24 protein-coding genes are annotated in these 22665 nt (G+C 44.0%); all 24 read left to right on the forward strand.

Going from position 1 to position 22665, the window contains the following annotated elements:
* Positions 1 to 86: 86 nt before the first annotated feature.
* The 24 genes from A5868_RS00395 to A5868_RS00510 all read left to right on the forward strand — a co-directional run bounded on the left by A5868_RS00395 (position 87) and on the right by A5868_RS00510 (position 22632).
* A complete protein-coding gene (locus A5868_RS00395) occupies positions 87 to 2177 on the forward strand; it encodes a PTS sugar transporter subunit IIA (protein ID WP_086305968.1) in 2091 nt (696 codons plus the stop codon).
* A gap of 226 nt (positions 2178 to 2403) precedes the next feature.
* Positions 2404 to 2862 carry a PTS sugar transporter subunit IIA gene (locus tag A5868_RS00400; protein WP_086305967.1) on the forward strand — a complete coding sequence of 153 codons (459 nt, stop codon included), beginning with the start codon at positions 2404 to 2406 and terminating at the stop codon, positions 2860 to 2862.
* Between the two features lie 22 nt (positions 2863 to 2884).
* On the forward strand, positions 2885 to 3187 hold the full coding sequence (locus tag A5868_RS00405) for a hypothetical protein (RefSeq protein ID WP_010782198.1): 303 nt from the start codon (positions 2885 to 2887) through the stop codon (positions 3185 to 3187).
* 84 nt (positions 3188 to 3271) lie between these two features.
* Positions 3272 to 4693 (forward strand): PTS galactitol transporter subunit IIC, encoded by a 1422-nt coding sequence (locus tag A5868_RS00410; RefSeq protein WP_010782197.1) that lies wholly within the window; start codon positions 3272 to 3274, stop codon positions 4691 to 4693.
* Positions 4694 to 4712: 19 nt separating this feature from the next.
* A complete protein-coding gene (locus A5868_RS00415; protein ID WP_086305966.1) occupies positions 4713 to 5774 on the forward strand; it encodes a galactitol-1-phosphate 5-dehydrogenase in 1062 nt (353 codons plus the stop codon).
* A gap of 15 nt (positions 5775 to 5789) precedes the next feature.
* Entirely contained in the window at positions 5790 to 6485 is a 696-nt protein-coding gene (locus tag A5868_RS00420; protein ID WP_086305965.1) for an L-ribulose-5-phosphate 4-epimerase, read from the forward strand.
* A gap of 25 nt (positions 6486 to 6510) precedes the next feature.
* Entirely contained in the window at positions 6511 to 6693 is a 183-nt protein-coding gene (locus A5868_RS00425; protein WP_086305964.1) for a hypothetical protein, read from the forward strand.
* Between the two features lie 26 nt (positions 6694 to 6719).
* Entirely contained in the window at positions 6720 to 7565 is an 846-nt protein-coding gene (gene rhaD / locus A5868_RS00430; protein ID WP_086305963.1) for a rhamnulose-1-phosphate aldolase, read from the forward strand.
* Positions 7558 to 8586 carry an NAD(P)-dependent oxidoreductase gene (locus A5868_RS00435; protein WP_086305962.1) on the forward strand — a complete coding sequence of 343 codons (1029 nt, stop codon included), beginning with the start codon at positions 7558 to 7560 and terminating at the stop codon, positions 8584 to 8586. Before rhaD ends, A5868_RS00435 begins: the two co-directional genes overlap by 8 nt.
* 137 nt (positions 8587 to 8723) lie before the next feature.
* Positions 8724 to 9524 (forward strand): SDR family oxidoreductase, encoded by an 801-nt coding sequence (locus tag A5868_RS00440; protein ID WP_086305961.1) that lies wholly within the window; start codon positions 8724 to 8726, stop codon positions 9522 to 9524.
* A 19-nt stretch (positions 9525 to 9543) separates the two neighbouring features.
* Complete coding sequence (locus A5868_RS00445) at positions 9544 to 11385, forward strand: BglG family transcription antiterminator (protein WP_086305960.1); 1842 nt, start codon at positions 9544 to 9546, stop codon at positions 11383 to 11385.
* Between the two features lie 39 nt (positions 11386 to 11424).
* Positions 11425 to 11904, forward strand: coding sequence for a transcriptional regulator GutM (locus A5868_RS00450; RefSeq protein ID WP_086305959.1), 480 nt, complete (start codon positions 11425 to 11427; stop codon positions 11902 to 11904).
* Between the two features lie 3 nt (positions 11905 to 11907).
* On the forward strand, positions 11908 to 12468 hold the full coding sequence (gene srlA / locus A5868_RS00455; RefSeq protein WP_010782188.1) for a PTS glucitol/sorbitol transporter subunit IIC: 561 nt from the start codon (positions 11908 to 11910) through the stop codon (positions 12466 to 12468).
* Between the two features lie 42 nt (positions 12469 to 12510).
* Positions 12511 to 13515, forward strand: a complete 1005-nt coding sequence (gene srlE / locus A5868_RS00460) for a PTS glucitol/sorbitol transporter subunit IIB (protein ID WP_010782187.1) — start codon at positions 12511 to 12513, stop codon at positions 13513 to 13515.
* 21 nt (positions 13516 to 13536) lie between these two features.
* Entirely contained in the window at positions 13537 to 13890 is a 354-nt protein-coding gene (locus A5868_RS00465) for a PTS glucitol/sorbitol transporter subunit IIA (protein WP_086305958.1), read from the forward strand.
* A 337-nt stretch (positions 13891 to 14227) separates the two neighbouring features.
* Positions 14228 to 15454, forward strand: coding sequence for an S-methyl-5-thioribose kinase (mtnK, locus tag A5868_RS00470; RefSeq protein WP_086305957.1), 1227 nt, complete (start codon positions 14228 to 14230; stop codon positions 15452 to 15454).
* Positions 15455 to 15489: 35 nt separating this feature from the next.
* Positions 15490 to 16545: an S-methyl-5-thioribose-1-phosphate isomerase gene (locus A5868_RS00475; protein WP_086305956.1), complete on the forward strand. Its 1056-nt coding sequence runs from the start codon at positions 15490 to 15492 to the stop codon at positions 16543 to 16545.
* A gap of 12 nt (positions 16546 to 16557) precedes the next feature.
* Positions 16558 to 17199 carry an L-fuculose-phosphate aldolase gene (locus tag A5868_RS00480; protein WP_086305955.1) on the forward strand — a complete coding sequence of 214 codons (642 nt, stop codon included), beginning with the start codon at positions 16558 to 16560 and terminating at the stop codon, positions 17197 to 17199.
* A gap of 520 nt (positions 17200 to 17719) precedes the next feature.
* Positions 17720 to 18970, forward strand: coding sequence for an NAD(P)H-dependent oxidoreductase (locus tag A5868_RS00485; protein WP_086305954.1), 1251 nt, complete (start codon positions 17720 to 17722; stop codon positions 18968 to 18970).
* A gap of 64 nt (positions 18971 to 19034) precedes the next feature.
* Entirely contained in the window at positions 19035 to 19412 is a 378-nt protein-coding gene (locus A5868_RS00490) for a transcriptional regulator GutM (protein ID WP_010782181.1), read from the forward strand.
* Positions 19413 to 19474: 62 nt separating this feature from the next.
* The gene (srlA, locus tag A5868_RS00495; RefSeq protein ID WP_086305953.1) at positions 19475 to 20008 is read left to right on the forward strand and encodes a PTS glucitol/sorbitol transporter subunit IIC; all 534 of its coding nucleotides are present in this window, start codon (positions 19475 to 19477) and stop codon (positions 20006 to 20008) included.
* Positions 20009 to 20021: 13 nt separating this feature from the next.
* Entirely contained in the window at positions 20022 to 21092 is a 1071-nt protein-coding gene (gene srlE / locus A5868_RS00500) for a PTS glucitol/sorbitol transporter subunit IIB (protein ID WP_086305952.1), read from the forward strand.
* 28 nt (positions 21093 to 21120) lie between these two features.
* On the forward strand, positions 21121 to 21474 hold the full coding sequence (locus A5868_RS00505; protein WP_086305951.1) for a PTS glucitol/sorbitol transporter subunit IIA: 354 nt from the start codon (positions 21121 to 21123) through the stop codon (positions 21472 to 21474).
* A 195-nt stretch (positions 21475 to 21669) separates the two neighbouring features.
* Complete coding sequence (locus tag A5868_RS00510; RefSeq protein WP_086305950.1) at positions 21670 to 22632, forward strand: sugar-binding transcriptional regulator; 963 nt, start codon at positions 21670 to 21672, stop codon at positions 22630 to 22632.
* The last annotated feature ends 33 nt before the right edge of the window (positions 22633 to 22665 follow it).

The following is a 22665-nucleotide window of genomic DNA, read 5'->3' on the forward strand; positions in this document are numbered from 1 at the left end:
TTTAAAAACTAAGACAAAAAGAAACCGTTTACTATTTTTTCTGTTCAGGCTAGACTAGAGGATACATTGATGGAGGAGGAAAATAGATGGATCTTGATAATCGAAGCGTTCAAATTCTGCAATCAGTCGCCTCTAGAGTGAACATTTCTTCAAAGGAAATCATGGAGAAATACGATCTTACCCGCAACCAATTAGATTATGCCTTAAAAAAAATAAATGACTATTTGCAGGAAAATAACTATCGTAAAATCATTCGCTCTCGGAATGGGAGTTTTGTGATTGACACGAAAGTGATCGATGCTTTCTCTGGAATTATGAACAGCGAAAGCCAATTACAGGCAGATGAACACAGCTTCTTGGATGAACATCACCGGATGCTGGTTATTTTATTGTTGATTTTTTCTGCCGATTACCTTTCTTTGTATCACTTCTCAGAAAGTCTGGAGGTAAGTAAAAACACGATCGTTTCAGATATCAAGAAGCTTAAGAAGCAATTGAAACGACACCATGTGTCCATTGATTATTCCAGAAAAGGCGGGTATTACTTTCGAGGGGATGAAGAGGCTATCCGTGGGCTGATCCTTGTTGTGACGGATCAGGTGATGGAATCTATCTACAACCGTCTTATTTTTGATACCTATTTGCATATACAAGCAGCGGAGATCAACGAAAAGAGAAAAATGTTGCGTTTCGTTGAAGAAGAACTGCAAGTTCAATACACAGACAATCGAATCCAAACAGCGCCTTATTTCTTAGTTTTATTAGAACGACGCGTTGAAAATCAGCACATTATCGAGCAGCGTTTTGGGTTGTTGGCTAAAGAGATCATGGATACCAATGAGTATGCGGCCATCGTCAAGGTATTGACAGTACAAGGTTCGCTTCCGAAATCGTATACGGAGCATCTTTACTTATGTTTGTATATTCTTTCTTTAAAAATCACGGACCTCAGCAGTATTTTTTCTCTTAACAAAGACGACTTGCGGACACACATCGAGCAGTTCATTGATCGGCTTGAAAAAAATACGATCATTCAGCTAAATGACAAGGCGCAATTGATTGAGAACCTAGCGTTGCATTTGACACCGGCATATTACCGCATTCGCTACGGGCTCACGTCGGATTACACCCTTACAGACATTGTCAAAAATCAGTTGGACCCTTTATTTTTTATCGTAAAGTCCTCGATCGCCCCTTTAGAAGATTTTTTTGAAGAGCGGATACCCAATGAGGAAATCTATCTAATCACGATGTTCATTGGTGCTTATATGCAAAAAGAAAAGCCCATCAACCTAGAGCATACGATCGTCAAAGCCGCGGTCGTATGTCCCAACGGCATTATCAGCTCAAAGCTATTAGAGCGGACACTGGATAACTGGTTCCCTATGATCCACTTTGTCAGTTCCTTTTCAATCCGTGAATTTTATGAAAAAGAAGCCCACCTCGATGTCCAATTGATTTTTTCGACGAACCCATTGGCAACGACGCTGCCAGTGATCGTTGTAGGCAATGATCTATCAGCAATGAATAAGACATTGATCGTCAACGAGGTCATTCGATTGATCTATAAAATCGATAGTTACAAGCTGCAGCCCGAGCACATTTTATCGATCGTCAAAAAACATATCGCGATGAATCAAGAAACGGAAGGGAAAATTCGCAAAGAATTGATGATCTCGTACAATTCGATTTTTCAAATTCAAGATCAGGACATTTTGACTAACGAAGCAAAGCTGAATTTAAGCGATTTGATTACGGAAGAGAGCATTATCTTTTTACCGAACACGTGTCATTGGCCGACGATTTTACAGAAGGCAACGCAAAATTTGATTGATCGCGGGATCGTTGAGCCCCGTTACTTAACGCATCTTGAAGAACAGTTTCCAGAAGTCACACCGAACATCGTGTTGGGAAATCAAATAGTGATTCCTCATACGGTTCCTGAAAACGGCGCTCGAGAATTGGGAATGTGTTTGGCGAAGGTATCTCAGGGATTTACTAGCCAAGGGCAGGTGTACCGTTACGTAGTCGTTATTTCTGCAATTGATAAGAAGATGCATATCCAGCCTATGATGCAATTACTGAAAATTGCCAGTGATCCTAAGGTAATCCAACGTTTAGACCAGGCGACAGACAAACAAGCTCTCCTATCAATCATTCGAGAATATAAAAAATGAGCGTCACTTTCCCACTCGTCTATGAGCGGGATTTTTTGTGCACTTAGGATATAGAAGGACAATCAAGGAAGAACAAAGGCTTGTGAAATCAATGTTTTCAGCAAGTCATACAAATATTCAGGAACAGGTTCAGTAAAAAATGAGTTCAAAAGAAATTTTAAAGAAAGCGTTTCCGTGGTATCTTTTCTTTAAGCAAGAAGCAAAAAAACAGAGTAGGAGGGATCGAGTGATCAAACGAGAGTTGCTTTTTAGCAAAATGAAGCCGCAGGATTATGAAGAGATGATTGCATTTTTGGGAAAAAAAATGGAGGAGCAGGGGTATGTCAAACCCAGCTACACCTCAGCCGTCTTGGAAAGGGAAAAAGGATTTCCAACAGGGCTGCAAATGGGGGATTATGGCATTGCGATTCCACATACGGACCGCGAGCATGTGTATCAGTCAGCGTTAGCGATCGCGACTTTGGCATCACCGATCGAAGTCCGTTCAATGATCAATCCAGAAGACAAGGTCCAAGTATCATTGGTGATCTTAATGGCGGTAGAAGACCCAGATGGTCAAGTTAAAATGTTGAGTAAATTGATGGGGCTCTTTCAAGACGTCGAGACATTGAAGCGGTTAGAGCAAGCATCCTCTGTCGAAGAAATGTATACTATCGTGGCAAAAATGGCGTTAGAAAACGTCTAAAAAAAACTAAGGAGGAACAATAATGAAAAGATACAATGTATTATCTGTTTGCGGATCAGGAACAGTGACATCGTCAATGGTGGCAGAAAAATTAAGAGAAACACTAGAAGAAAAGGGCTATATCGTCGATACGACAGAAGCGAATCCGAACGAGGCGCTGTCTTTAGCAAAAACAGGAAAGTTTGATTTTATTACGTATACCAGCCCTTTGCCGGATGGCGACTATGGAATTCCAGTAGTCAATGCGATCGGCTTTTTAACAGGCTTCGGCGAAGAAGAATTTTTAGAAGAAGTAGACGGTGTGTTACTAACATTAGACAAATAATCAGTCGAAAAGGTTGTTTTGGTTTCTTGCGAACAAAAAGCAATGGATAAAATAAAAACATAAATATGAAAAAGGAGTAATGAGATGTTAGATACGTTAAAGAGCGTTTTTGATACGTTTGGATCGGCTGTTTTTGTTCCTGTGATGATTTTTGCGGTTGCCAAAGTATTGAAGGTAAAGACTCAAAAAGCATTTTTATCTGGATTGTATGCAGGTGTAGGATTGATGGGCTTTACATTGATTTTGAACTCATACACCCCCATTATCTCTAAAGTCGTTCAACAGATGGTGGATCAAACGGGAATCAATCTTCCTGCTTTCGATGTGGGTTGGCAAGCAACGGCACTAGTGGCCTACTCGACAGAAGCGGGCATGATCTATCTAGTGATCGCATTAGTTTTGCAGACGGTGCTGTTCCTAGTCAAATGGACCAACGTCTTCCAGCCTTCAGATCTGTGGAACAATTATTCTTATATGGTTTGGGGTTCGATGGTCTATCTAGCAACAAAAAATATGATCTTAGCAGTTGTTTTGATGTGCTTGCTGAATATGTACAGCTTATTGTTATCAGAAATGTTGGCTAGAAGATGGTCCAGCTATTATCATTATCCGAATTGTACAATCATCGCGATGCACAACATTGAGCCGGGGATCTTCGCGCTGTTGATGGACCCGATTTGGAATATGATTGGTCTGCACAAAGTTCGTTTGAATCCTCAAGGACTACAAAAGAAATTAGGATTTTTAGGTGAACCAATCTCATTGGGATTGTTCTTGGGACTGTTTTTAGGAATCTTGGGAAATATCAGTAATTTGGCAGAATTGTCTGCATGGGGTCAAATCACAGAAGTCGCGATCGCAACGAGTGCGGTAATGGCGATCTTCCCGAAAGTAGCAGGTATTTTCTCTCAAGCGTTCAACCCGATCTCGCAAGCGGCTAGTAAAAATGTTCGCGGCAATAATGAAGGACGCGAATGGTACCTTGGCGTCAATGATGCAACAGGGTATGGGGAGCCTGCGACATTGATCTCTGGAATCCTGTTGATCCCGATCATGGTCTTTATCGCAATGATCCTGCCAGGTAACCAAACCTTACCAGTCGTTGACTTGTTGGCGATTCCGTATATGGTGCAGGCATTGGTATGTTTATCTAACGGAAATATTGCCAAAACACTGATCAATGGTGTGATTTGGTTCAGCTTAGGCTTATACATGTGTTCTTACACAGCACCGATGTTTACAGAAATTGCGCAGACCGTTGGCGTTACGTTGCCAGCAGGGGCCTTGATGGTTACAAGCTTCAATATTTTGGGAAAACCGATTTTTGGCCTAATTTTCTTAGCCTTTTTAAGTCAGAATCCATTGTTGATTGGCTTGACGATCGTCGCTTATTTTGTCGTTTACTTCTTGTTCCGCAAAAACAAAGAAGCCTTTTACGGGTATGTTGAACGGGCTGCGGCGAAAAATAACGGTGAGGTTCCAGAGGCCAAAACAAAGGTCGCTTAATAGAAAAGGGTGAGAGAGTATGACAGAAAAGATGAAAGCCGGCGTTTTAGTAAAGCCTGGTGTGTTGGAAGTGCAAGAGGTAGAGGTGCCAGAAATCGGTGAGGAAGAAGTGTTAGTCAAAGTCGCTTACGCGGGAATCTGCGGCTCAGATGTACCCCGCGCAAACTTAGAAGATGGTGCAAGAATGTACCCGCTCATTTTAGGACATGAATTCAGCGGCACGGTAGATCGGGTAGGATCACGCGTCACTAAAGTTCACGTCGGAGACAAGATCGCTGTTGCACCACTGATCCCAGATCCTAATTCTGAATATACAAAAGAAGGATACTATGGTCTCAGTGATAATTATAACATAATCGGTACTGGCAGTAATGGTGCCTTTGCAGAATACGTGAAAGTCCCGGAAGCCCATTGTGTCATCCTGCCGGAGGAGTTGGACCTGTTGTCCGCAGCAGGGGTAGAGCCGGCGACGATCAGTTGGCACGCGATGCAGCGCGCAAATATGAAGGTCGGGGATACCGTTGCGGTTCTTGGCTGCGGCCCGATCGGACAATTTGCGATTCAAATCGCGAAAATATTTGGCGCGAAAAAGGTGATCGCTGTTGATATTTTTGATGAAAAATTGGCTTTGGCAAAACAGCTGGGGGCAGATGTGATCATCAATAGCAAAGAGCAAGATTTGGAAGAAGCAATCAAAGCAGAAACAGGATTAGGGGTACACGTAGTGATCGAGACAGCCGGCAGTAAATTTACGCAAAAGCAGGCATTGTTGATTACCCGCAAGCATGGAACCGTCGTATTAGTGGGAATCTCCCATCAAGATTTGCCGTTATCCGAACAGGAAGCCGAGCGGATCATGCGCGCGGAATTGACGATCACTGGTTCGTGGAATTCTTATACAGCGCCTTATCCAGGGCGTGCATGGGAAGCGACATTAGAAGAAATGTCGAAACATCGGATCAAATTCAAAGAGATGGTCAGTCATGAGATCACGATGGCGGATTTGCCGAAGGTATTGCCTAAAATGTTTAAACGTGAGCTTGCTTATAACAAAATCGTTGTTGCAGTCAATCCAGAGTAAAAGGGGACCGAATCCATGTTAGAACAATTAAAAGAAGAAGTGTTTCAAGCCAATCTAGCTTTACCGAAGCATGGCTTAATTAAATATACTTGGGGCAATGTCAGCGCTTATGATCCCGAGACAAAGTATTTTGTGATCAAACCTAGCGGAGTCAGTTATGAGGGAATGAAGGCTTCAGATATGGTCGTGGTCGATCTTGATAATAATGTGATCGAAGGAGAATTGAATCCCTCCTCTGACACGCCGACTCACGCGGTTTTATATAAAGAGTTCCCAGAAATCGGAGGGATCGTACACACGCACTCGACTTGGGCGGCGGCTTGGGCGCAATCTGGTCTGGATGTACCCGCAATGGGAACGACTCATGCGGATACCTTTTATGGCTCTGTCCCCTGCGCGCGTTTTTTAAGTCAATATGAAATCGATGAAGGCTATGAGCATGAAACGGGCTGTGTCATTATCGAGACCTTCAAACAGCGTGAGATCAAGCCGCTAGAAGTTCCAGGAGTCTTGCTTCACGGGCATGGACCATTTACTTGGGGCAAGGACGCCCATAGTGCCGTGATGAACGCGGTGGTATTGGAAGAAGTCTGCAAAATGAACCTGTTGACGCGCCAATTAAATTCGTTTGCGGAGGAACTGCCGCAACGTGTACTGGACAAACATTATTTGCGTAAGCATGGTGCGAATGCGTATTATGGGCAAAAATAAATAGTGAATGGAAAGGAGGATTGCAATGATTAGCGAGTTGCTTGTATTGATCGGGTTGGCCTTTTTTATCAAACTCTTTTTTGATGGTGCTAAAAAACTGGTTATTGGCACGAATGGAGATGTTATTAAGAGCAAAACGTATTGGATTCATGGTGGGTTAGGATTGGCTTTTCTGATCGTCGCCCGGCTAATTACGATCCTCCTTTAATCATTTAAATAACGGAGGATGAGAAAATGAAACTTCATGAGATCAGCCAAGCGCCCTTTATCCGCGAAATGTGCGAAGCCACTAGCCAGTTATGGGCTTACGGCTGGGCAGAGCGGAACGGCGGGAATATCAGCTACCGGTTGCCACAGGAGGAAGTTCGCTATTATCTCAATACTGACCAAATTAAAAAAACAGTAGCGTTAGATTTTACTGTCAAAAGTTTGGCCGGAGAGTTGTTTCTCGTTTCAGGATCAGGCAAGTATTTTAAAAATATCTATAAGAATCCTGCCGATAGTTTAGCGATCATTCGCATAAATGCGAAAGGGGATAAGTATGAGTTGCTGTGGGGATTGGAGGGTGGTGATTTGCCAACAAGTGAATTGGCATCGCATCTCCAATGCCACGCCGTTCGCCTCGCGCAAGATCCTGCGCATCGGGTGATCTTGCATACCCATGCCACAGCGATATCGGCGATGACCTTCATTCATGATTTGGATGAACTGAAATTTACGAAAACGTTATGGCAGATGATCACCGAATGTTTAGTCGTCTTTCCAGATGGTGTCTCCGTGGTACCCTGGATGGTGGCGGGAACCCGCCAATTAGGCACCGCTTCAGCAGAAAAAATGCAGCACGCTAGAATCGTCGTTTGGCCGCATCATGGGATCATGGGTGCAGGGCAAACGATGGACGATGCGTTTGGCTTGGTCGAAACGGCAGAAAAGGCCGCAAAGATCTATTTAGAAATCTCCTCGACCAGACAAGAAATCAAACAACGTATCTCAGACCAACAGCTTTTAGACTTGGCTAAAAAGTTTCACGTGAAACCGAAAGCAGGGGTATTGTTGGAAGAAGGCGAACAAAATGACTAATATCGTTGTGATCGGAGACCCTTTTGTCTCCGCAGATTCATTAGCCGAAGCAGCGAAAGGCTTGTCGCTTCCCCAACCCATAACTATCCAGACGTTTGAGTGGCAGGCAGGAACATCTCGTTCCGCATTTCGCGAGGTGATCAAACAGTTGGAACAGGAAGGGCCGAATGGTTTTGAATGGTCTCCAGAGGTACTGACAGCGGCATCGGAGGCAGACTGCTTGTTGGTACATTTGGCACCTGTTTCACAGAAATTACTGACCCATACGACAAAGTTAACGATGATCGGCACGTGTCGTGGCGGATTGGAGCACATTGATTTAGAGGCCGTAAAGGAACTAGAGGGACTTTCAGTAATTAATGTGATCCGTAATGCCGAGCCTGTGGCTGATTTCACGATTGGCTTGATGTACGCAACGGTAAGAAACATTGTTGCTTCTGCGATTCAGGTTAAGAAGGGCGAATGGCCGCAAAATTTTTCCAATGATGCGTATAAAACCTCTTTTTCGAATTTAAAAGTCGGATTGGTCGGCTTAGGACATATCGGGAAAATCGTTGCGAAGCGTTTAGTTGCTTTAGGGATGGATGTAAGTGTTTATGATGCACTGCTGGATCAAGCTGCATTGGACAAGGAAGGCTTTTGTATCAAATGGAAGCCTTTAGAGGAAATATTCAGCGAATCAGATGTGGTATCGCTGCATTTGAGGGTCGTACCAGAAACGCAGAATTTAATTGATCAATCGTTGCTAAAACTGATGAAACCAAGTGCCTATCTGATCAATACGGCTCGACCAGATATTATCAATCGATCGGACTTGATCGCGTGTTTGGCAACGAAACAAATTGCTGGGGCAGGTCTTGATGTTTTATGGGAAGAGCCGGCGGCAGCCGATGATCCGCTGCTGAGATTAGACAATGTCCTCGTCACCTCCCACATTGCAGGGGATACGATCGACGCCATCGAACGGTCGCCGCAGCTATTACAAACAGAAATCAATCGTGTATTGAAAAAGCGTGAGTAGAATGTCTACTCATGCTTTTTTTGTTCACTTTTCACAAATTAGTACACCTTTTTTTCAGACGAATAAAAAAAGAGCGTATTAATCATTTGCAGAAAGCGCTTTATACTTGGCGTGTAATTAAGAGGAGGGAACACAGAATGTCAGATTGGTTAGACGTTGTAGGAAAAAAAGTGATCGTTACAGGCGGTTCTTCAGGAATTGGTGCCAGTATTATTGATGAATTGCTGGGTCAGGGGGTCGTTGTTGCGAATTTTGATCTTCAGCCTGGGAAAGTCGCACATGAGAATCTTCATTACTTCCAGACAGATATTTCAGATCGAAAACAAGTAGAAGAAAATGTCGCGAAAGTCGAGGAGGCGCTCGGTCAAATTGATGGATTGGTGAACAATGCCGGAATCAATGTTCCTCGCTTGTTAGTGGATGAGGAAGATCCTCATGGTCCGTTTGAGCTGTCAGATGCCGTGTTTGACAAAATGTTGGCGATCAACCAAAAAGGTTTGTTTCTAATGACACAAGCAGTCGCACGAACAATGGTGAAAAATCAAGCAGGGGTGATCATCAACATGTCCTCAGAATGCGGTCTTGAAGGGTCAGAAGGACAAAGCCCCTACGCAGCTACGAAGGCCGCGGTAAACAGCTTCACACGTTCGTGGTCAAAAGAGCTAGGCAAACAGGGAATCAGAGTAGTAGGGATCGCTCCTGGAATCATGGAAGAAACAGGGTTAAGAACAGAAGCTTATGAAACAGCGTTGGCCTACACGCGTGGAATCACGGTGGAGGATCTTCGTAAAAATTACGACAAAACAACGACGATCCCCTTGGGAAGAAGTGGAAAGCTCAGTGAAGTCGCGGATCTAGTATGCTATTATTTATCTGACCGGTCTAGCTATATTACAGGTGTTACAACCAATGTTGCCGGAGGGAAAACACGAGGATAAAAGAAGGTGGGGGGATGAGATGGCATTGATCAATCGCTGGTATCAATTATTGCAGCAGTTTATGACTCATGATCGTTTGAGTTTGAATGAATTGCAAAAAATAACGGATACGAGCCCGCAAACCACCAAAAAGGCTATTCAATTGTTGAATGACCAAATGGAACATATTGCCATGATCGAAGAAATCGACCATATTTATTCATTGAAAATCATGGATTCTAAACAGTTCTCAGAAATCATGAATGGCAGTTTAAAACAACAAACGGATTTTAATTCGAGTACGAAGCGTATCGCGGTATTGATTGATTGCTTTATGCAGCAGGAAGGCTATGTGGTCATTGATGATTTGTCAGAAATGCTGGGTGTCAGTCGATCAACGGTCAATAAGGATCTAAGGAATTTGAAAGCCATTCTTTTAAATTATCAAATTTCTTTAATTGGTACACCTAACAAAGGATTGCGGATAGCTGGTGCAGAAGCACAGCTGCGTTTACTCTATTTGCAGCATGCCTATGATTATTTGGAGCAGCCGGCGTTAAGTGACGAGCTGTTGCAGCGTATCGATGAAATCGCGTTAGATAAGAAGCTGGATTTTCGGACATTGGGTCTGCTGCAAAAAACGATCGTTCTGACGATTCAGCGGATCAAAAAGGGGCATCCGTTGATTCAGGCAGTTCCGTATTACGTCAATTATTTTTCGGAAGATGATTTGCTGGATGAGTTGTTTGTCAGTTTGGCGACCGACTACAGTCTGACGATCAGTCAATTTGATTTTGACTTTCTCTGTTTCCCGTTGAATATTTTCAATAATAATCTGGTGTCCGAAAGCAAGGCGGACAATCCAGAAGTCAAGGTCTTGTTTCAATACATGATGAACCAAATCAATGCGGCAGTCATTATTCATTTGGATCAAGAGCAATTATTCAACAACATCCGTGCCCATTTTATGTTTTTGATCAACCGTCTTATTTTTCAAATCGAGACCTATGATATTTTTCGAGAAGAATTCAAGCAGAAGCACGCCTTTTCACATGAGCTGGCGGAATTAGGGATTTCGGCATTGACGACGTTTTTGCAAAAGCCAACGCAACAGTCGGAGCTTTCCTACTTGGCGATCTATTTTGAATTGGCGTTAAAATCAGACGCGCAACCGAAAATGAAGGAAATCGCCGTTGTCTGCAATACCGGCAAGGGAACAGCGTTGATGATCAAGCGACAGTTAGAAACTGTTTTAGGGCCCAACATCCGAATCGCCCATTATTCCGAAGAAGAATATGAGACAAAGGATTTGGATCGTTATTTCGCTGTATTTACCACGATTCCCTTGAAGCACACGAAAGCAACGACAGCGGTGATCAAGCTGACGGATCTATTCAATGAAAACTGGCTTTTAAGTGAATGGAAACGGATCGTTGCCTCAAAGGCCGCCGCGTTTGAACACATCCAGTTTTCATTTGAAGACTTAGACAGCAGAAAATCGTATGAAGAGAACCTCGTTGATTTGTTAGAGAAGCTTGTTGCCAACGAACAGATCGAGGATGCTTTCAAGGACTACATTTTGACAAAGGCGCAGGAAGAATCGGCGGTGATCGATAACGGCATTGCCTTTCCCCATGGGATCAATCGTCAAAGTGAGGAAATTCTAGTGACGATCGGCAGCTATCCGGCAGGAAAATCCGTTGAAGAGATCGAGCTTGTTTTTCTAGTCGCGATTCCAGAGAATCTGACGTTGGCAATGGAAGATGAACTGTTAAGCTTTTACGATACGATTTTTGTGATTTCTTCTAATGAAGAATTGCGTGAGCAGGTCAAAGGAATCACCAGCAAAGAGGAATACCGCCAATTATTGGTAAATGGATAGTCGCGTACAAGGAATGGCTCAGAAGGGAGCGGACAAGAGATGAACATCTTTGTTTTAGGAGCAATTGCAATTATGGCTTACGGGCTTCAAATCTTTTTAGGAATGAAGCAGATCAAGAATTTTAATACCGTTTATATTCGAATGAAACGCAAAGGAAAAGTAGCGATCGGGCGACGCCCAGGGAAAATCGCTTCAGGAACGATCTTATTACTAGGCGTCGACGCTGAGGGGATCGTGCAAGAAGCGGAAATGATGCAGGGGATCTCGATCTTGGCACGTTTCAAAGCACGTCCGCAATTTGTAGGAGCGGATATCCATCGGCTATCTGAAGCGGATTTTTTGGTAAAGGAAAATAAGCTTACTCGCCAAGCGGCGGCGAATGCACAGAAAATTTATTTAGACGTAGAAAAAGGAAATCATCAAGACAAAGCGCCAGTATCACCTATTTTCAACATAGGGAATCAATTGTCACTAATGAAATTGTCAATTCAAACTAAATTTGCAAAAAGGAGCGTTTAAAAAATGGATTATATTACAAGTTTCGCGGAAGGCTTCATGAGTCTTTTTCAAACAGGGGCCGAAACATTTATCAGTTGGATGACAGGGATCGTTCCTGTTGTGTTGATGCTGATGGTCGCAATGAACACCTTGATCGCCTTTCTAGGAGAAGAGCGGGTCACGAAAGTCGCAAAAGTCTCCTCAAGAAACCCAGTAACTCGTTATCTCGTACTGCCATTTGTTTCAGCCTTTATGTTAGGGAATCCGATGTCCTTTACAATGGCGCGCTTTTTGCCAGAATTCTATAAGCCAAGCTATTACGCAGCGAATGCACAATTTTGTCATACTAGTAACGGTGTTTTTCCTCATATCAACCCAGGAGAGCTGTTCGTTTGGATGGGGATCGCACAAGGGATCACACAATTAGGCCTGAATTCGATGGAACTAGCGATTCGCTATATGTTCGTTGGGCTGGTCATGAACTTTATCGGCGGATGGACGACTGACTTTACGACTGCACTTGTTTGTAAACAGCAAGGCATTCAATTAAGTAAAACAGCCGATGACGTCGCAGTTACAGAATAGCTAAAAAAATAAGTACGTTAAAAAGAACTAGGAGGAGCAAAAATGGCTTATAATAGTATCAAAATTGTAAAAGGTTCAGGCGGCTACGGCGGACCTTTAGTGATCACACCAACAGAAGAAAAGCATAAATTTGTTTATGTGACAGGCGGCGGAGACAAGCCGAGTATTGTTAATAAGATCGAAGAATTAACTGGGATGGAGTCGGTCAATGGCTTCAAAACATCGATCCCAGACAATGAAATCGCTTTAGCTATCATTGATTGCGGCGGCACCTTACGCTGCGGGATCTATCCTAAAAAGAATATCCCCACAGTAAATATTGTACCTACTGGAAAAAGCGGCCCATTGGCGCAGTACATCCATGAAGATATTTATGTTTCGGCTGTCGGTGAAAACCAAATCATGTTAGCCGATGAATCGGAAGCGGCCAGCAAGCCCGCATTCGTCACGGAAGAAAAGCCTGAGCGTGAATTCAAATATTCAACAGATAAAAAGATTACAGAACAACGAGCGGAGCAAAAAAGCTTTATCGCGAAAATCGGGATGGGTGCCGGAAAAGTCGTAGCAACCTTCAACCAATCCGCACGTGAAGGCGTGCAGACGATGATCAATACCGTGATTCCCTTCATGGCCTTCGTATCACTGCTGATCGGGATCATTCAAGGATCAGGCATCGGAACGGTGTTTGCGAACTTGATGAAACCGTTGGCGGGAAATGTTTTCGGTTTGATCATTATCGGCTTTATCTGCTCGCTGCCATTTTTATCACCATTATTAGGCCCTGGAGCAGTTATCAGCCAAATCTTGGGAACCTTGATCGGTGTTGAGATCGGTAAAGGAAATATCCCGCCGCAATTGGCACTGCCAGCGTTGTTTGCCATCAATACACAAAATGCTTGTGACTTTATCCCAGTAGGTTTAGGGCTAGAAGAGGCGGAAGCAGAAACCGTTGAAGTCGGTGTACCTTCTGTTTTATATTCACGTTTCTTAAATGGTGTGCCGCGTGTAGTTGTTGCATGGTTAGCAAGTTTCGGATTATACAGTTAAAAATGTTTGGAGAGATGAAAGATGATTTTTGAGACGCAAGTGACGAACATTGGACCAGAAGCTGAGATGTTCCAGCAAGAGAAAATGCTGATCTTTTTCGGAGACGACGCCCCGGAGACGTTAGCAGATTATTGTTACAACATCCAATTGACGCCCTCCACGGATGAAATCACAGCAGGAATGACCTTCTCCTTCGATGATCAGCTTTACAAAATCACAGCAGTCGGAGACGTCGTTAAGAAGAACCTCGATGATTTAGGTCACATAACCTTACGCTTTGACGGCTCTCAAACCGCAGAGCTGCCAGGAACACTATATGTAGAAGAAAAAGAAATGCCCACAATCACCGTCGGAACAAAGATTGCGATTCATTAAGAACATTCACCAAAAAGTTGCATTTAACTCGTTTAAATGTACACTTTTAGGTGAGTGTTTTTTTGTCAGTTTCTCTTCACGCGTATGCGTGATTAGAGAAATGATAGGCGTGACGAGAATGACATCATTTTTCGGTTCTTGAAAAATGATTTCCTTACTTCGGAGGTAGCTGCGAGTGCCGCTTTTCACAGTTTATTAGAGGAGAAGCCTTTTCTAAATGCTTAAACATAAAAATGAAGGTGCATGTTTAGCGGAATCGTATGCGTAGGAAAATAAATACCCCTAACTGAACTAGCTGCGAGCGAACGAGCAAAATTTAAATGAATGAGGCGATATTATGAAACATACACCAAAAAAATCGGAGGATTATCAGCAGCATTTTCTAATGGACCCGCACATGGTCAAGCGCTATGTGGTTGAGAAAATTGGTGCGTTTCCGTCTGATGCGCCGTTAACAGTGACGGAGATCGGGGATGGCAACATCAATTATGTTTTTCGTGTGGTGAACGAGGCGACACAGGAAAGCCTGATCATCAAACAGGCGGATCGTGTGCTGCGTTCTTCGGGCCGTCCACTAGACATTGATCGAAATCGGATCGAAGCGGAGATTCTTCAGCTGCAAAACACATTGGCGCCGCAGTTCGTGCCAGAGGTGTATTCTTACGATCCCAAGATGCACGCCTTGGCTATGGAGGATGTCTCGGATTATCAGAATATGCGTTATGAATTGATCGAAAAGAAGACCTTTCCTAATTTTAGTGAAGAGATCGCAGATTATTTGTCACGGACGTTGCTGCTGACAAGTGATCTTGTGATGGATCGTAGGCTGAAAAAGCAGCAGGTCAAGGAATTCATCAATCCAGAAATGTGTGATATCAGTGAAGACCTAGTTTTTACTGAACCCTATGATGACTACAAGCAGCGAAATATTTTGACTGAAGGCAATGAAGAATTTGTGGCAGATACTCTTTATATGAATGAACCGCTGCGGGTCGAAGTCGCAATGCTGCGGGACAATTTCATGAATCATGCACAATCATTGCTGCATGGAGATCTTCATACGGGCTCAATTTTTATTAATCAAAAAGGATTGAAGGTCATTGATCCGGAGTTTGCTTTTTATGGGCCAGCGGGCTATGATATCGGCAATGTTCTAGCCCATCTGTATTTTCCGATGGTCAAAAATCTATTTGATCCGACAGTGGATCAAGCGTTCCATCAATGGAGCAAGCAGACGATCAGCGATGTCTACGATAAGGTAAAACTGAAGCTGTCCGCTCTTTACGACGAAGCTGTGCCCTTTTCGTTGTACAAAAATCAGGTGTTCAAAGACACAATGATCCAGGAGATAGTGACGGATGCTGTGGGTTATGCTGGAACAGAGATCATCCGCAGAGTTGTCGGAGATTCAAAGGTAAAAGAACTCGCTATGATTGCACCAGAGGAAAAAATCGAAGCGGAACGGGTATTGATCAAGCTGGGCATCCAGCTCATCATCAATCGGCAGCAGGTTACTAATGGAAGTCAGCTAGTAGCAGGTATCGACGAAGGAACCCTCCGCTAAAAAAGATCAAGAGAATAAAATAGAAGGTGAAGAAGTTGGAAAGACAAGATTATACAATGCCAACGCTTTTGCAATATGAACACGTTGCCTGGTACGAAGACGGAAAGGTTCGAATTTTAGACCGTCGTATCTACCCAACTCGGCTAGAGTATGTCGAGTGCGAGACGCATCAAGCGGTGGCACAAGCTATCACGGATATGGTCACACAGAGTGCGGGTCCCTACACTGCGGCAGGCATGGGGATGGCCCTGGCAGCAGAAGAGAGCAAGGGATTAGGACGTAAAGAACAGCTCGCGTATTTAAAAAAAGCCGCGTCGACCATTGCGAATGCCCGTCCGACAACGGCGAACCGGATGACATTGATCACAGAAAAATGCGTCGCTGTGGCAGAAAAAGCACTGGAAAACAAGGAAGATCCGACAGAAGCAATCAAACAAAACACGATCGATTCCTTAAATCGCCGCTATTACACGATGGCTCAAGTAGCCAAATACTTGATTGAAAAAATCCCTGATAATGGGACGGTACTGACGCAGTGCTTTGGTGAAACCATTATCGGAATGCTGCTGCGTGAAGCGATCGAACAGAAAAAAACGCTGCGGTTCTTTTGTGCAGAGACCCGTCCGTACCTTCAAGGGGCTCGGTTGACAGCTAGCTGTTGTGAGGAAATGGGGTTCGATACCACCGTGGTCTCTGACAATATGATCGCGTACCTGATGACACACGAGAAGATCGACCTCTTTACCTCGGCGGCGGATACGATTGCTCAAGACGGCTACATCGCGAATAAAGTCGGGACGTATCAAATCGCACTCTTGGCGCAGCATTTTGGTGTTCCGTATTTTGTTACCGGCATCCCTGATACAGACAAGGCAAGTCATGAAAGTATCAAGATCGAGATGCGTGATCCGGCGCAGGTTATGGAGCTGAACGGCATCAAACATACATTAGAAGGTGTCAAAGCGATCTATCCTTCCTTTGATATCACGCCGCCAGAACTGATCGGTGCTGTCGTGACGGATCGTGGGATCTTTTCGCCCTACGATCTGAAACGGTACATCAAGGAACAGCCTGAAAATAATTTTTATTGATAGGAGTATACGATGAAACATCAAAAAGAACGTGAACAGATCGTCGATTACGGTAAAAAACTCATTACAGAAAAGTTAACAACGGGAACGGGGGGCAACATTAGTATCTACTTGCCTGAAGAAGAAGCCCTGTTGATCAGTCCAAGCGGCATTCCTTATTTTGATACAAAGCCTGAAGATATCGTATTGATGGATCTTCAGGGCAACGTACTGGAAGGCACACGCAAACCCTCCAGCGAATATGAACTGCACAGTATCTTTTATAGCAATCGCCCGGAGGTTCGATCCGTTGTGCATACACATTCGGAATATGCAACGACCTTTGCCTGCCTCCAGCAAGAGATTGAACCGTTGCATTATATTATCGGTTCTGTTGGGGAAAAAGTTCGCTGTTGCGACTACAAAACTTTTGGCACGCGTGAGCTGGCTGAAGAAGCCTTCAATTTTATCCACAAGGACAACGGCATCTTATTAGGAAATCATGGGGTGTTGACGATCGGTCCAGATCTTTCCAGTGCCTTTGGTGTCGCCAAGGACATAGAGTTTTTGGCAAAACTGGACTATCGTGCCCGCTGTATCGGCACGCCAAAACTGTTGAATCAAGAGCAGATGAAGGAAGTCTTGGAGAAATTCGAGACATACGGACAACACTAATAGGAACCGCAACGTTGGCGTGAGCCGATGGTGCGGTTTTATTTTTCTTCTAAGGTAAGAGGGAGAAGGAAGAAGTTTTGGCAGTTCAAAAATTCACAATATAAAAAAGAAACATCTACTTTTTAATTGGTCTAAGTGCTATCTGTTGAAACGGCTTCCAATTGTTAGTGAAAAACTTCTCATACGTTTGTGAAAAAACATTCAATTTAAGTGGTTTACCTTAAAAATAGTTGGTTCTTGATTTGTTTATTTATTTAATCATTAGTTATTTTAAGAATGTGCATAGGATACGATAGTTTCTTTCACGGATTTGCCTTTTAATAACTATTATCATTTGGTTGCTTATATATCACGTTTTTTACGGAATTCAGTTCTTCATTCACATATGTTCCAATTGATAGAAAAAGATACTTTGTGAAAAGAAAGCGTTGACATAGTGTTTTGCGATGTTATACTAAAAGTGTTTTAAGGCATATGTCAAAAGCTTTGTCATATGTCAAAAAAGTATGGAGGGGTAATAATGACACTTTATGGGAAGCTTTTGGAAAGAGAAAAAAATGGCGCACCGATCAGAGTTGGGGTAATTGGTGCAGGTCAAATGGGTTTTGGAATGATCGCTCAGATCTCAACGATTCCGGGCATGGCAGTGACAGGGATCAGTGACATTCACAAGGAGGCAGCGCAGCGTGCGGCAGATGCTTACAATGCCAGTGCAGAGAAGAAAGTGGACATCCTGGTCAGTTCAGATTTTAAAGAAATTATTCATTCAGACAAGGTAGAAGTTATTGTGGATGCGACAGGTGTTCCAGAGGTAGGTGCACAGATTTCATTAGAAACGCTGCTGGCGAAGAAGCACATCGTTCTATTGAATGTGGAAGTAGACATCACGATCGGGCCATTGATGAAAAAAATGTATGATTCTGCGAACTTGGTTTATACAGGTTCTGATGGCGATGAGCCTGCAGCAACGACCGAATTGTTCGAATTTGCCAAGAGTATGGGGATGGAAGTCCTTGTTGCTGGTAAGGGGAAGAACAATAAATTGAAGGTAGGCGCGAATCCTGACACTGCTCAAGCAGAAGCGGATGCCAAACAAATGTCTAGCCATATGCTGGCTGCTTTCCAAGACGGCACGAAGACCATGGCGGAGATGAATCTATTGTCTAATGCGATTGGTTTTGTTCCTGATAAGGTGGGCATGCACGGGATCAGCGGAGATGTTGATTCTGTCGTGAAGGATCTTGATTTGAAAGAAAATGGCGGTGTTTTAAGCAAGTATGGCGTCGTTGAATATGTAGACGGCTTGGCTCCAGGGGTATTTGTCATCGTCAAAGGGCAAAATGAAGGGGCTCGTCATGAGTTGAGCTATTTGATGAAGAAGGGGGATCGCGATCACCACATCTTGTATCGTCCGTACCACTTAGCAAGTTTAGAAACACCGATCACGATCGCCAAAGCTGTACTGAACCATGACCATGCGATCGTGCCATTAGGCGCACCGATCTCAGAAACAGTGGCTGTGGCGAAAAAGGACATCAAAGCCGGTGAGAAAATCGACGGTATCGGCGGGTATTGTGTTCGCGGCGTACTGGAAACGCATGAAGATCTAGTCAAAAATAATAATGTACCGATCGGTTTAGTGGGCGGCTCTTCTGTTGCGAAGCGCGACATCAAAGACGGAACATTCTTGACTTATGAGGATATTGAGATTGATGAATCAACCACGGTTTATCGTTTACGGAAGCTGCAAGATTCAACATTTGGTGACTAGAAAAGAACGTTGGAGCAGGTGGGGAAGCTCGTTTCCTCAGCTGCTTTTGGAAAGGATGTAGCGTATGAGCGGCTTAGTGATCGTGCTGATCGTGTTGATGCTTAGTCAAAGTTTGCTGAGTATCGTGCAGGTAAAGTATTATCAGGGTTTTATCAAGAAAATCACGACGGAACAGGCTGGAACGGAGTATGAATTTTATACGGAAGTCGTTAAGGGAAAAGTGCTGCGGACGGTCGTTGCTGTGGTGGTGGATACGGAAGGAAAAGTCATCCATTGCTATATTTGCAGAGGCTTGACGATTTTTGCACGCTTCAAGGAAGAACCCTCTTATAGAGGTGCTCACTTAGCTGCGTATCATCGCGGGGTCAAAGAGAAAGGGACGCCTCATGTTGAAAAAGGGTTAGGGCAAATTTATTCGCGGAAATTGGAAGCGGTTACCTAAGAGCGGTAGTTTTTATAAAGTTAAACGGTAAATTTTAAAAAGTGAATGAGGAGGTTTTATTTATGAAATACATCGAGTGGGCAGGGAAAAACTTTATTGGGATGTTTGAGGCTGGCGGGGAGCAATTTATGGGATACATGACAGGGATCGTGCCGCTGTTGATCGTCCTTTTGACTTTTACTTATTCCGTCATCTCCTTTATCGGTGAAGAGCGTGTAGACAGAGCGATTCGGTATTGTTCAAAATATATGATTTTAAGGTATTCATTGATGCCTGTCTTGGCTGTTTTGATGTTAACAAATCCGATGGCGTATACCTTTGGGAAATTCGTAAGAGAAGAAGAAAAGCCTGCATTTTATGATGCTGCGGTATCTTTCGTCCATCCAGTGACGGGCTTGTTCCCTTACGCGAATGCAGGAGAGTTGTTTGTGTATCTGGGAATCGCAAATGGCGTGACCAAAGCCGGATTTAGCCAATCAAGTTTGGCGGTGCGGTATTTCTTAGTGGGGATCGTCGTGATCTTGATGCGAGGGATCGTTACGGAACGCTTGACGAAATTTATGATGGCCAGAGAAGCAAAAAAAGCGACGGCGTAAAGGAGGAATCGGAATGTACAAAACAGTATTTGTAAAACCTGGGAATAAAGGTTGGGGTGTCGGCTTGACGTTAACGCCGACAGAAAAAATGAATAAAGTTGTGTCTGTTACCGGCGGCGGTATCCATCCGGTTGCGCAGCAGATCGCGGATTTGACTGGCGGGATTGCTTGCGATGGATTTAAAAATCAAATTCCAGAGGATGAAACGCTTTGCGCCGTTATCGACTGCGGCGGGACAGCACGGATCGGTGTGTATCCAATGAAACGAATTCCAACAGTGGATATTCTGCCATCTTCGCCATCGGGGCCATTGTCTAAACATATCACAGAAGATATTTTCGTATCTGGTGTTCGTCCAGAAGACGTGGCACTTGTTGAACATTCAGATTTAGAGGAACGCCAAATGGCAGCGATCGATCATGCCCACAAGAGTGACGCAGCATCCGCAGCAGCGACGGAAAAAATCGTAACGAAGCAAGAAGGCCGAGAGTCGGACGAAGAATTTAAAGAAAGATATTCCAAGCTTAAGGAAAACCACGCAGAGCAGCAGGCGAAAAAAGACAGTTTCTTAGTTCGTTTCTCTCGGGGAATCGGCGGAGTGATGAGCACGTTCTATCAATCAGGGCGTGACGCGGTAGATATGCTTTTGAAGAACATCATTCCGTTTATGGCCTTCATCAGTATGATCGTAGGGATCATCAACTATACCGGGATCGGTGATTGGTTGGCAAAAGTCCTGTCTCCATTGGCGGGTTCGTTACCTGGAATGATCGTCTTGTCCCTCGTTTGTAGTATCCCGATCCTGTCCCCGATCTTAGGGCCGGGTGCCGTTATCTCTCAGGTTATCGGAGTATTGATCGGTACGCAGATCGCGAATGGCTCCATCCCAGTACAGTATGCACTGCCAGCATTGTTCGCGATTAGTGCACATGCGGGATGCGACTTTATTCCAGTTGGGTTATCATTAGGAGAGGCAAAACCGGAAACGGTTTCAATCGGTGTGCCGGCGATTTTATATAGTCGGATGCTGACAGGCTTCACCGCCGTGATCTTGGCGTGGTTAGCTAGTTTCGGAATGTATTAAAAATTGTTTGAATGGAGCGGATTTATTGATGGTAAAATCTAAAATTATTGAGGTCGGCAGCATGGTTCCAGCATTTGAAGAAGAACGATTGATCATTTTGTTTGGCCCTTCTGCCACTGCAGAATTAAGAGACATTTGTGTGATCCATGAGTTTGAGGATCGTCCGAAAGACGCATTGAAGATCGGCGGTAAAGTGATCTTTGGCGATCAGGAATTCACGATTGAAGAAGTTGGTTCGCTGGCAAATGCGAATTTTGAAGAATTGGGTCATATTTCGATCTATTTTCGGAATGCGGTCGGAGAAATTTTACCGGGAGCGATCATTGTCAGCCCAGGTGAATTTCCAAAATTTGAACTGGGTGATGTCATCGAGATCCGTTAGCCCAATGTATGAGGGTGTGCCAAAAAAGGTACATCCTCTTATGTGTCTAAACAGGTCTTGTTTCAGCAAAAAAGAGTGAGACTCTAAGAAAGCTGCGGAAACTGAGCGTTGTCCTCCACTAGTCCCACTTGCACGCCTAGAAAATCACCCGTATAGTGGATAAGATGAAAAAGTTGTTCAGAGGATGGGATCAAAATGGCTATAAAACACAATCGAGACATCGTAAAAGTTGCGACGATGTATTACAAGAAAAACTTGAAGCAGTCGGAGATCGCCAAATATCTGGGCATCTCTCGTTCACTGGTTTCAAAGTATTTGAATGATGCGAAAAATGAAGGCATCGTGGATATCTTCATCAAGAGCGAGAGTGCCTACTCTATTGAACTGGAGCTGGCTTTGGAAGAGGCTTTTGGATTAAAGAAGGCGACGGTCCTAGACACCAGCAGTTTGCGAAAAGACGAAGTCGAACGCTTGCTTGTCCAGACGGCGATCACAGCCTTCCAAAAAGAAATCGCTAAAGCAAAAACGATCGGTCTATCCTGGGGAAAAATGCTGCGGGGGATCGTCGATGAATACCCGTATGAGAATCATGCAGAGGCGACGATCATTCCATTGATCGGCGGGTTAGGCTCTGAGATGGTGGACGTCCATTCGAATCAGTTGGCGTATGATCTATCGAAAAAGCTGCGGGCGAAATGTAAATATTTGTATGCCCCCGCATTGGTAGACAATGCCTTTATCAAAAAGAGCTTGGTTGAAAATGAAGGCATCCGTGATGTGCTAGAAGCGGGGAAAAATGTGGATTTTGCCCTCGTCGGTATCGCCAGCCCGTTTTCTAAAAACAATACGATGACAGAGATCGGCTATGTGGATCAGCAGGATATCGACGGGCTGGAGACATTGAATGTGATCGGCGATGTCAATTCGAAATTCATTGATCGGGCGGGGAAAGAGGTCCCGTGTGAGATCAATGAAAATGTGATTGGGCTAGGGGTCGAGGATGTTCGTAAAATCCCCAATGTCGCGGTGGCCTGCTATGAAGAAAGCAAGAAAGATGTTCTTTATGTAGGGACTAAGACAAACATTTTCACCCATATCACCGTGACAGATAGTTTAGCAGAATACCTATTGGAGCAAGCAAAAAACGAGACCTGTTAGGGTTTCGTTTCAGGCTATAGACAACGTCCATTT

It is taken from the genome of Enterococcus sp. 12F9_DIV0723 (genome assembly GCF_002174375.1).
GTDB classification, from domain to species: domain Bacteria; phylum Bacillota; class Bacilli; order Lactobacillales; family Enterococcaceae; genus Enterococcus_A; species Enterococcus_A gilvus.

Excerpts from the sequence above, each read along its gene's own strand:
- A5868_RS00395 (WP_086305968.1), top strand. The coding sequence starts at position 87 with ATGGATCTTGATAATCGAAGCGTTCAAATTCTGCAATCAGTCGCCTCT.
- A5868_RS00405 (WP_010782198.1), top strand. The coding sequence starts at position 2,885 with ATGAAAAGATACAATGTATTATCTGTTTGCGGATCAGGAACAGTGACA.
- A5868_RS00410 (WP_010782197.1), top strand. The coding sequence starts at position 3,272 with ATGTTAGATACGTTAAAGAGCGTTTTTGATACGTTTGGATCGGCTGTT.
- A5868_RS00415 (WP_086305966.1), top strand. The coding sequence starts at position 4,713 with ATGACAGAAAAGATGAAAGCCGGCGTTTTAGTAAAGCCTGGTGTGTTG.
- A5868_RS00420 (WP_086305965.1), top strand. The coding sequence starts at position 5,790 with ATGTTAGAACAATTAAAAGAAGAAGTGTTTCAAGCCAATCTAGCTTTA.
- A5868_RS00425 (WP_086305964.1), top strand. The coding sequence starts at position 6,511 with ATGATTAGCGAGTTGCTTGTATTGATCGGGTTGGCCTTTTTTATCAAA.
- rhaD (WP_086305963.1), top strand. The coding sequence starts at position 6,720 with ATGAAACTTCATGAGATCAGCCAAGCGCCCTTTATCCGCGAAATGTGC.
- A5868_RS00435 (WP_086305962.1), top strand. The coding sequence starts at position 7,558 with ATGACTAATATCGTTGTGATCGGAGACCCTTTTGTCTCCGCAGATTCA.
- A5868_RS00440 (WP_086305961.1), top strand. The coding sequence starts at position 8,724 with ATGTCAGATTGGTTAGACGTTGTAGGAAAAAAAGTGATCGTTACAGGC.
- A5868_RS00445 (WP_086305960.1), top strand. The coding sequence starts at position 9,544 with ATGGCATTGATCAATCGCTGGTATCAATTATTGCAGCAGTTTATGACT.
- A5868_RS00450 (WP_086305959.1), top strand. The coding sequence starts at position 11,425 with ATGAACATCTTTGTTTTAGGAGCAATTGCAATTATGGCTTACGGGCTT.
- srlA (WP_010782188.1), top strand. The coding sequence starts at position 11,908 with ATGGATTATATTACAAGTTTCGCGGAAGGCTTCATGAGTCTTTTTCAA.
- srlE (WP_010782187.1), top strand. The coding sequence starts at position 12,511 with ATGGCTTATAATAGTATCAAAATTGTAAAAGGTTCAGGCGGCTACGGC.
- A5868_RS00465 (WP_086305958.1), top strand. The coding sequence starts at position 13,537 with ATGATTTTTGAGACGCAAGTGACGAACATTGGACCAGAAGCTGAGATG.
- mtnK (WP_086305957.1), top strand. The coding sequence starts at position 14,228 with ATGAAACATACACCAAAAAAATCGGAGGATTATCAGCAGCATTTTCTA.
- A5868_RS00480 (WP_086305955.1), top strand. The coding sequence starts at position 16,558 with ATGAAACATCAAAAAGAACGTGAACAGATCGTCGATTACGGTAAAAAA.
- A5868_RS00485 (WP_086305954.1), top strand. The coding sequence starts at position 17,720 with ATGACACTTTATGGGAAGCTTTTGGAAAGAGAAAAAAATGGCGCACCG.
- A5868_RS00490 (WP_010782181.1), top strand. The coding sequence starts at position 19,035 with ATGAGCGGCTTAGTGATCGTGCTGATCGTGTTGATGCTTAGTCAAAGT.
- srlA (WP_086305953.1), top strand. The coding sequence starts at position 19,475 with ATGAAATACATCGAGTGGGCAGGGAAAAACTTTATTGGGATGTTTGAG.
- srlE (WP_086305952.1), top strand. The coding sequence starts at position 20,022 with ATGTACAAAACAGTATTTGTAAAACCTGGGAATAAAGGTTGGGGTGTC.
- A5868_RS00505 (WP_086305951.1), top strand. The coding sequence starts at position 21,121 with ATGGTAAAATCTAAAATTATTGAGGTCGGCAGCATGGTTCCAGCATTT.
- A5868_RS00510 (WP_086305950.1), top strand. The coding sequence starts at position 21,670 with ATGGCTATAAAACACAATCGAGACATCGTAAAAGTTGCGACGATGTAT.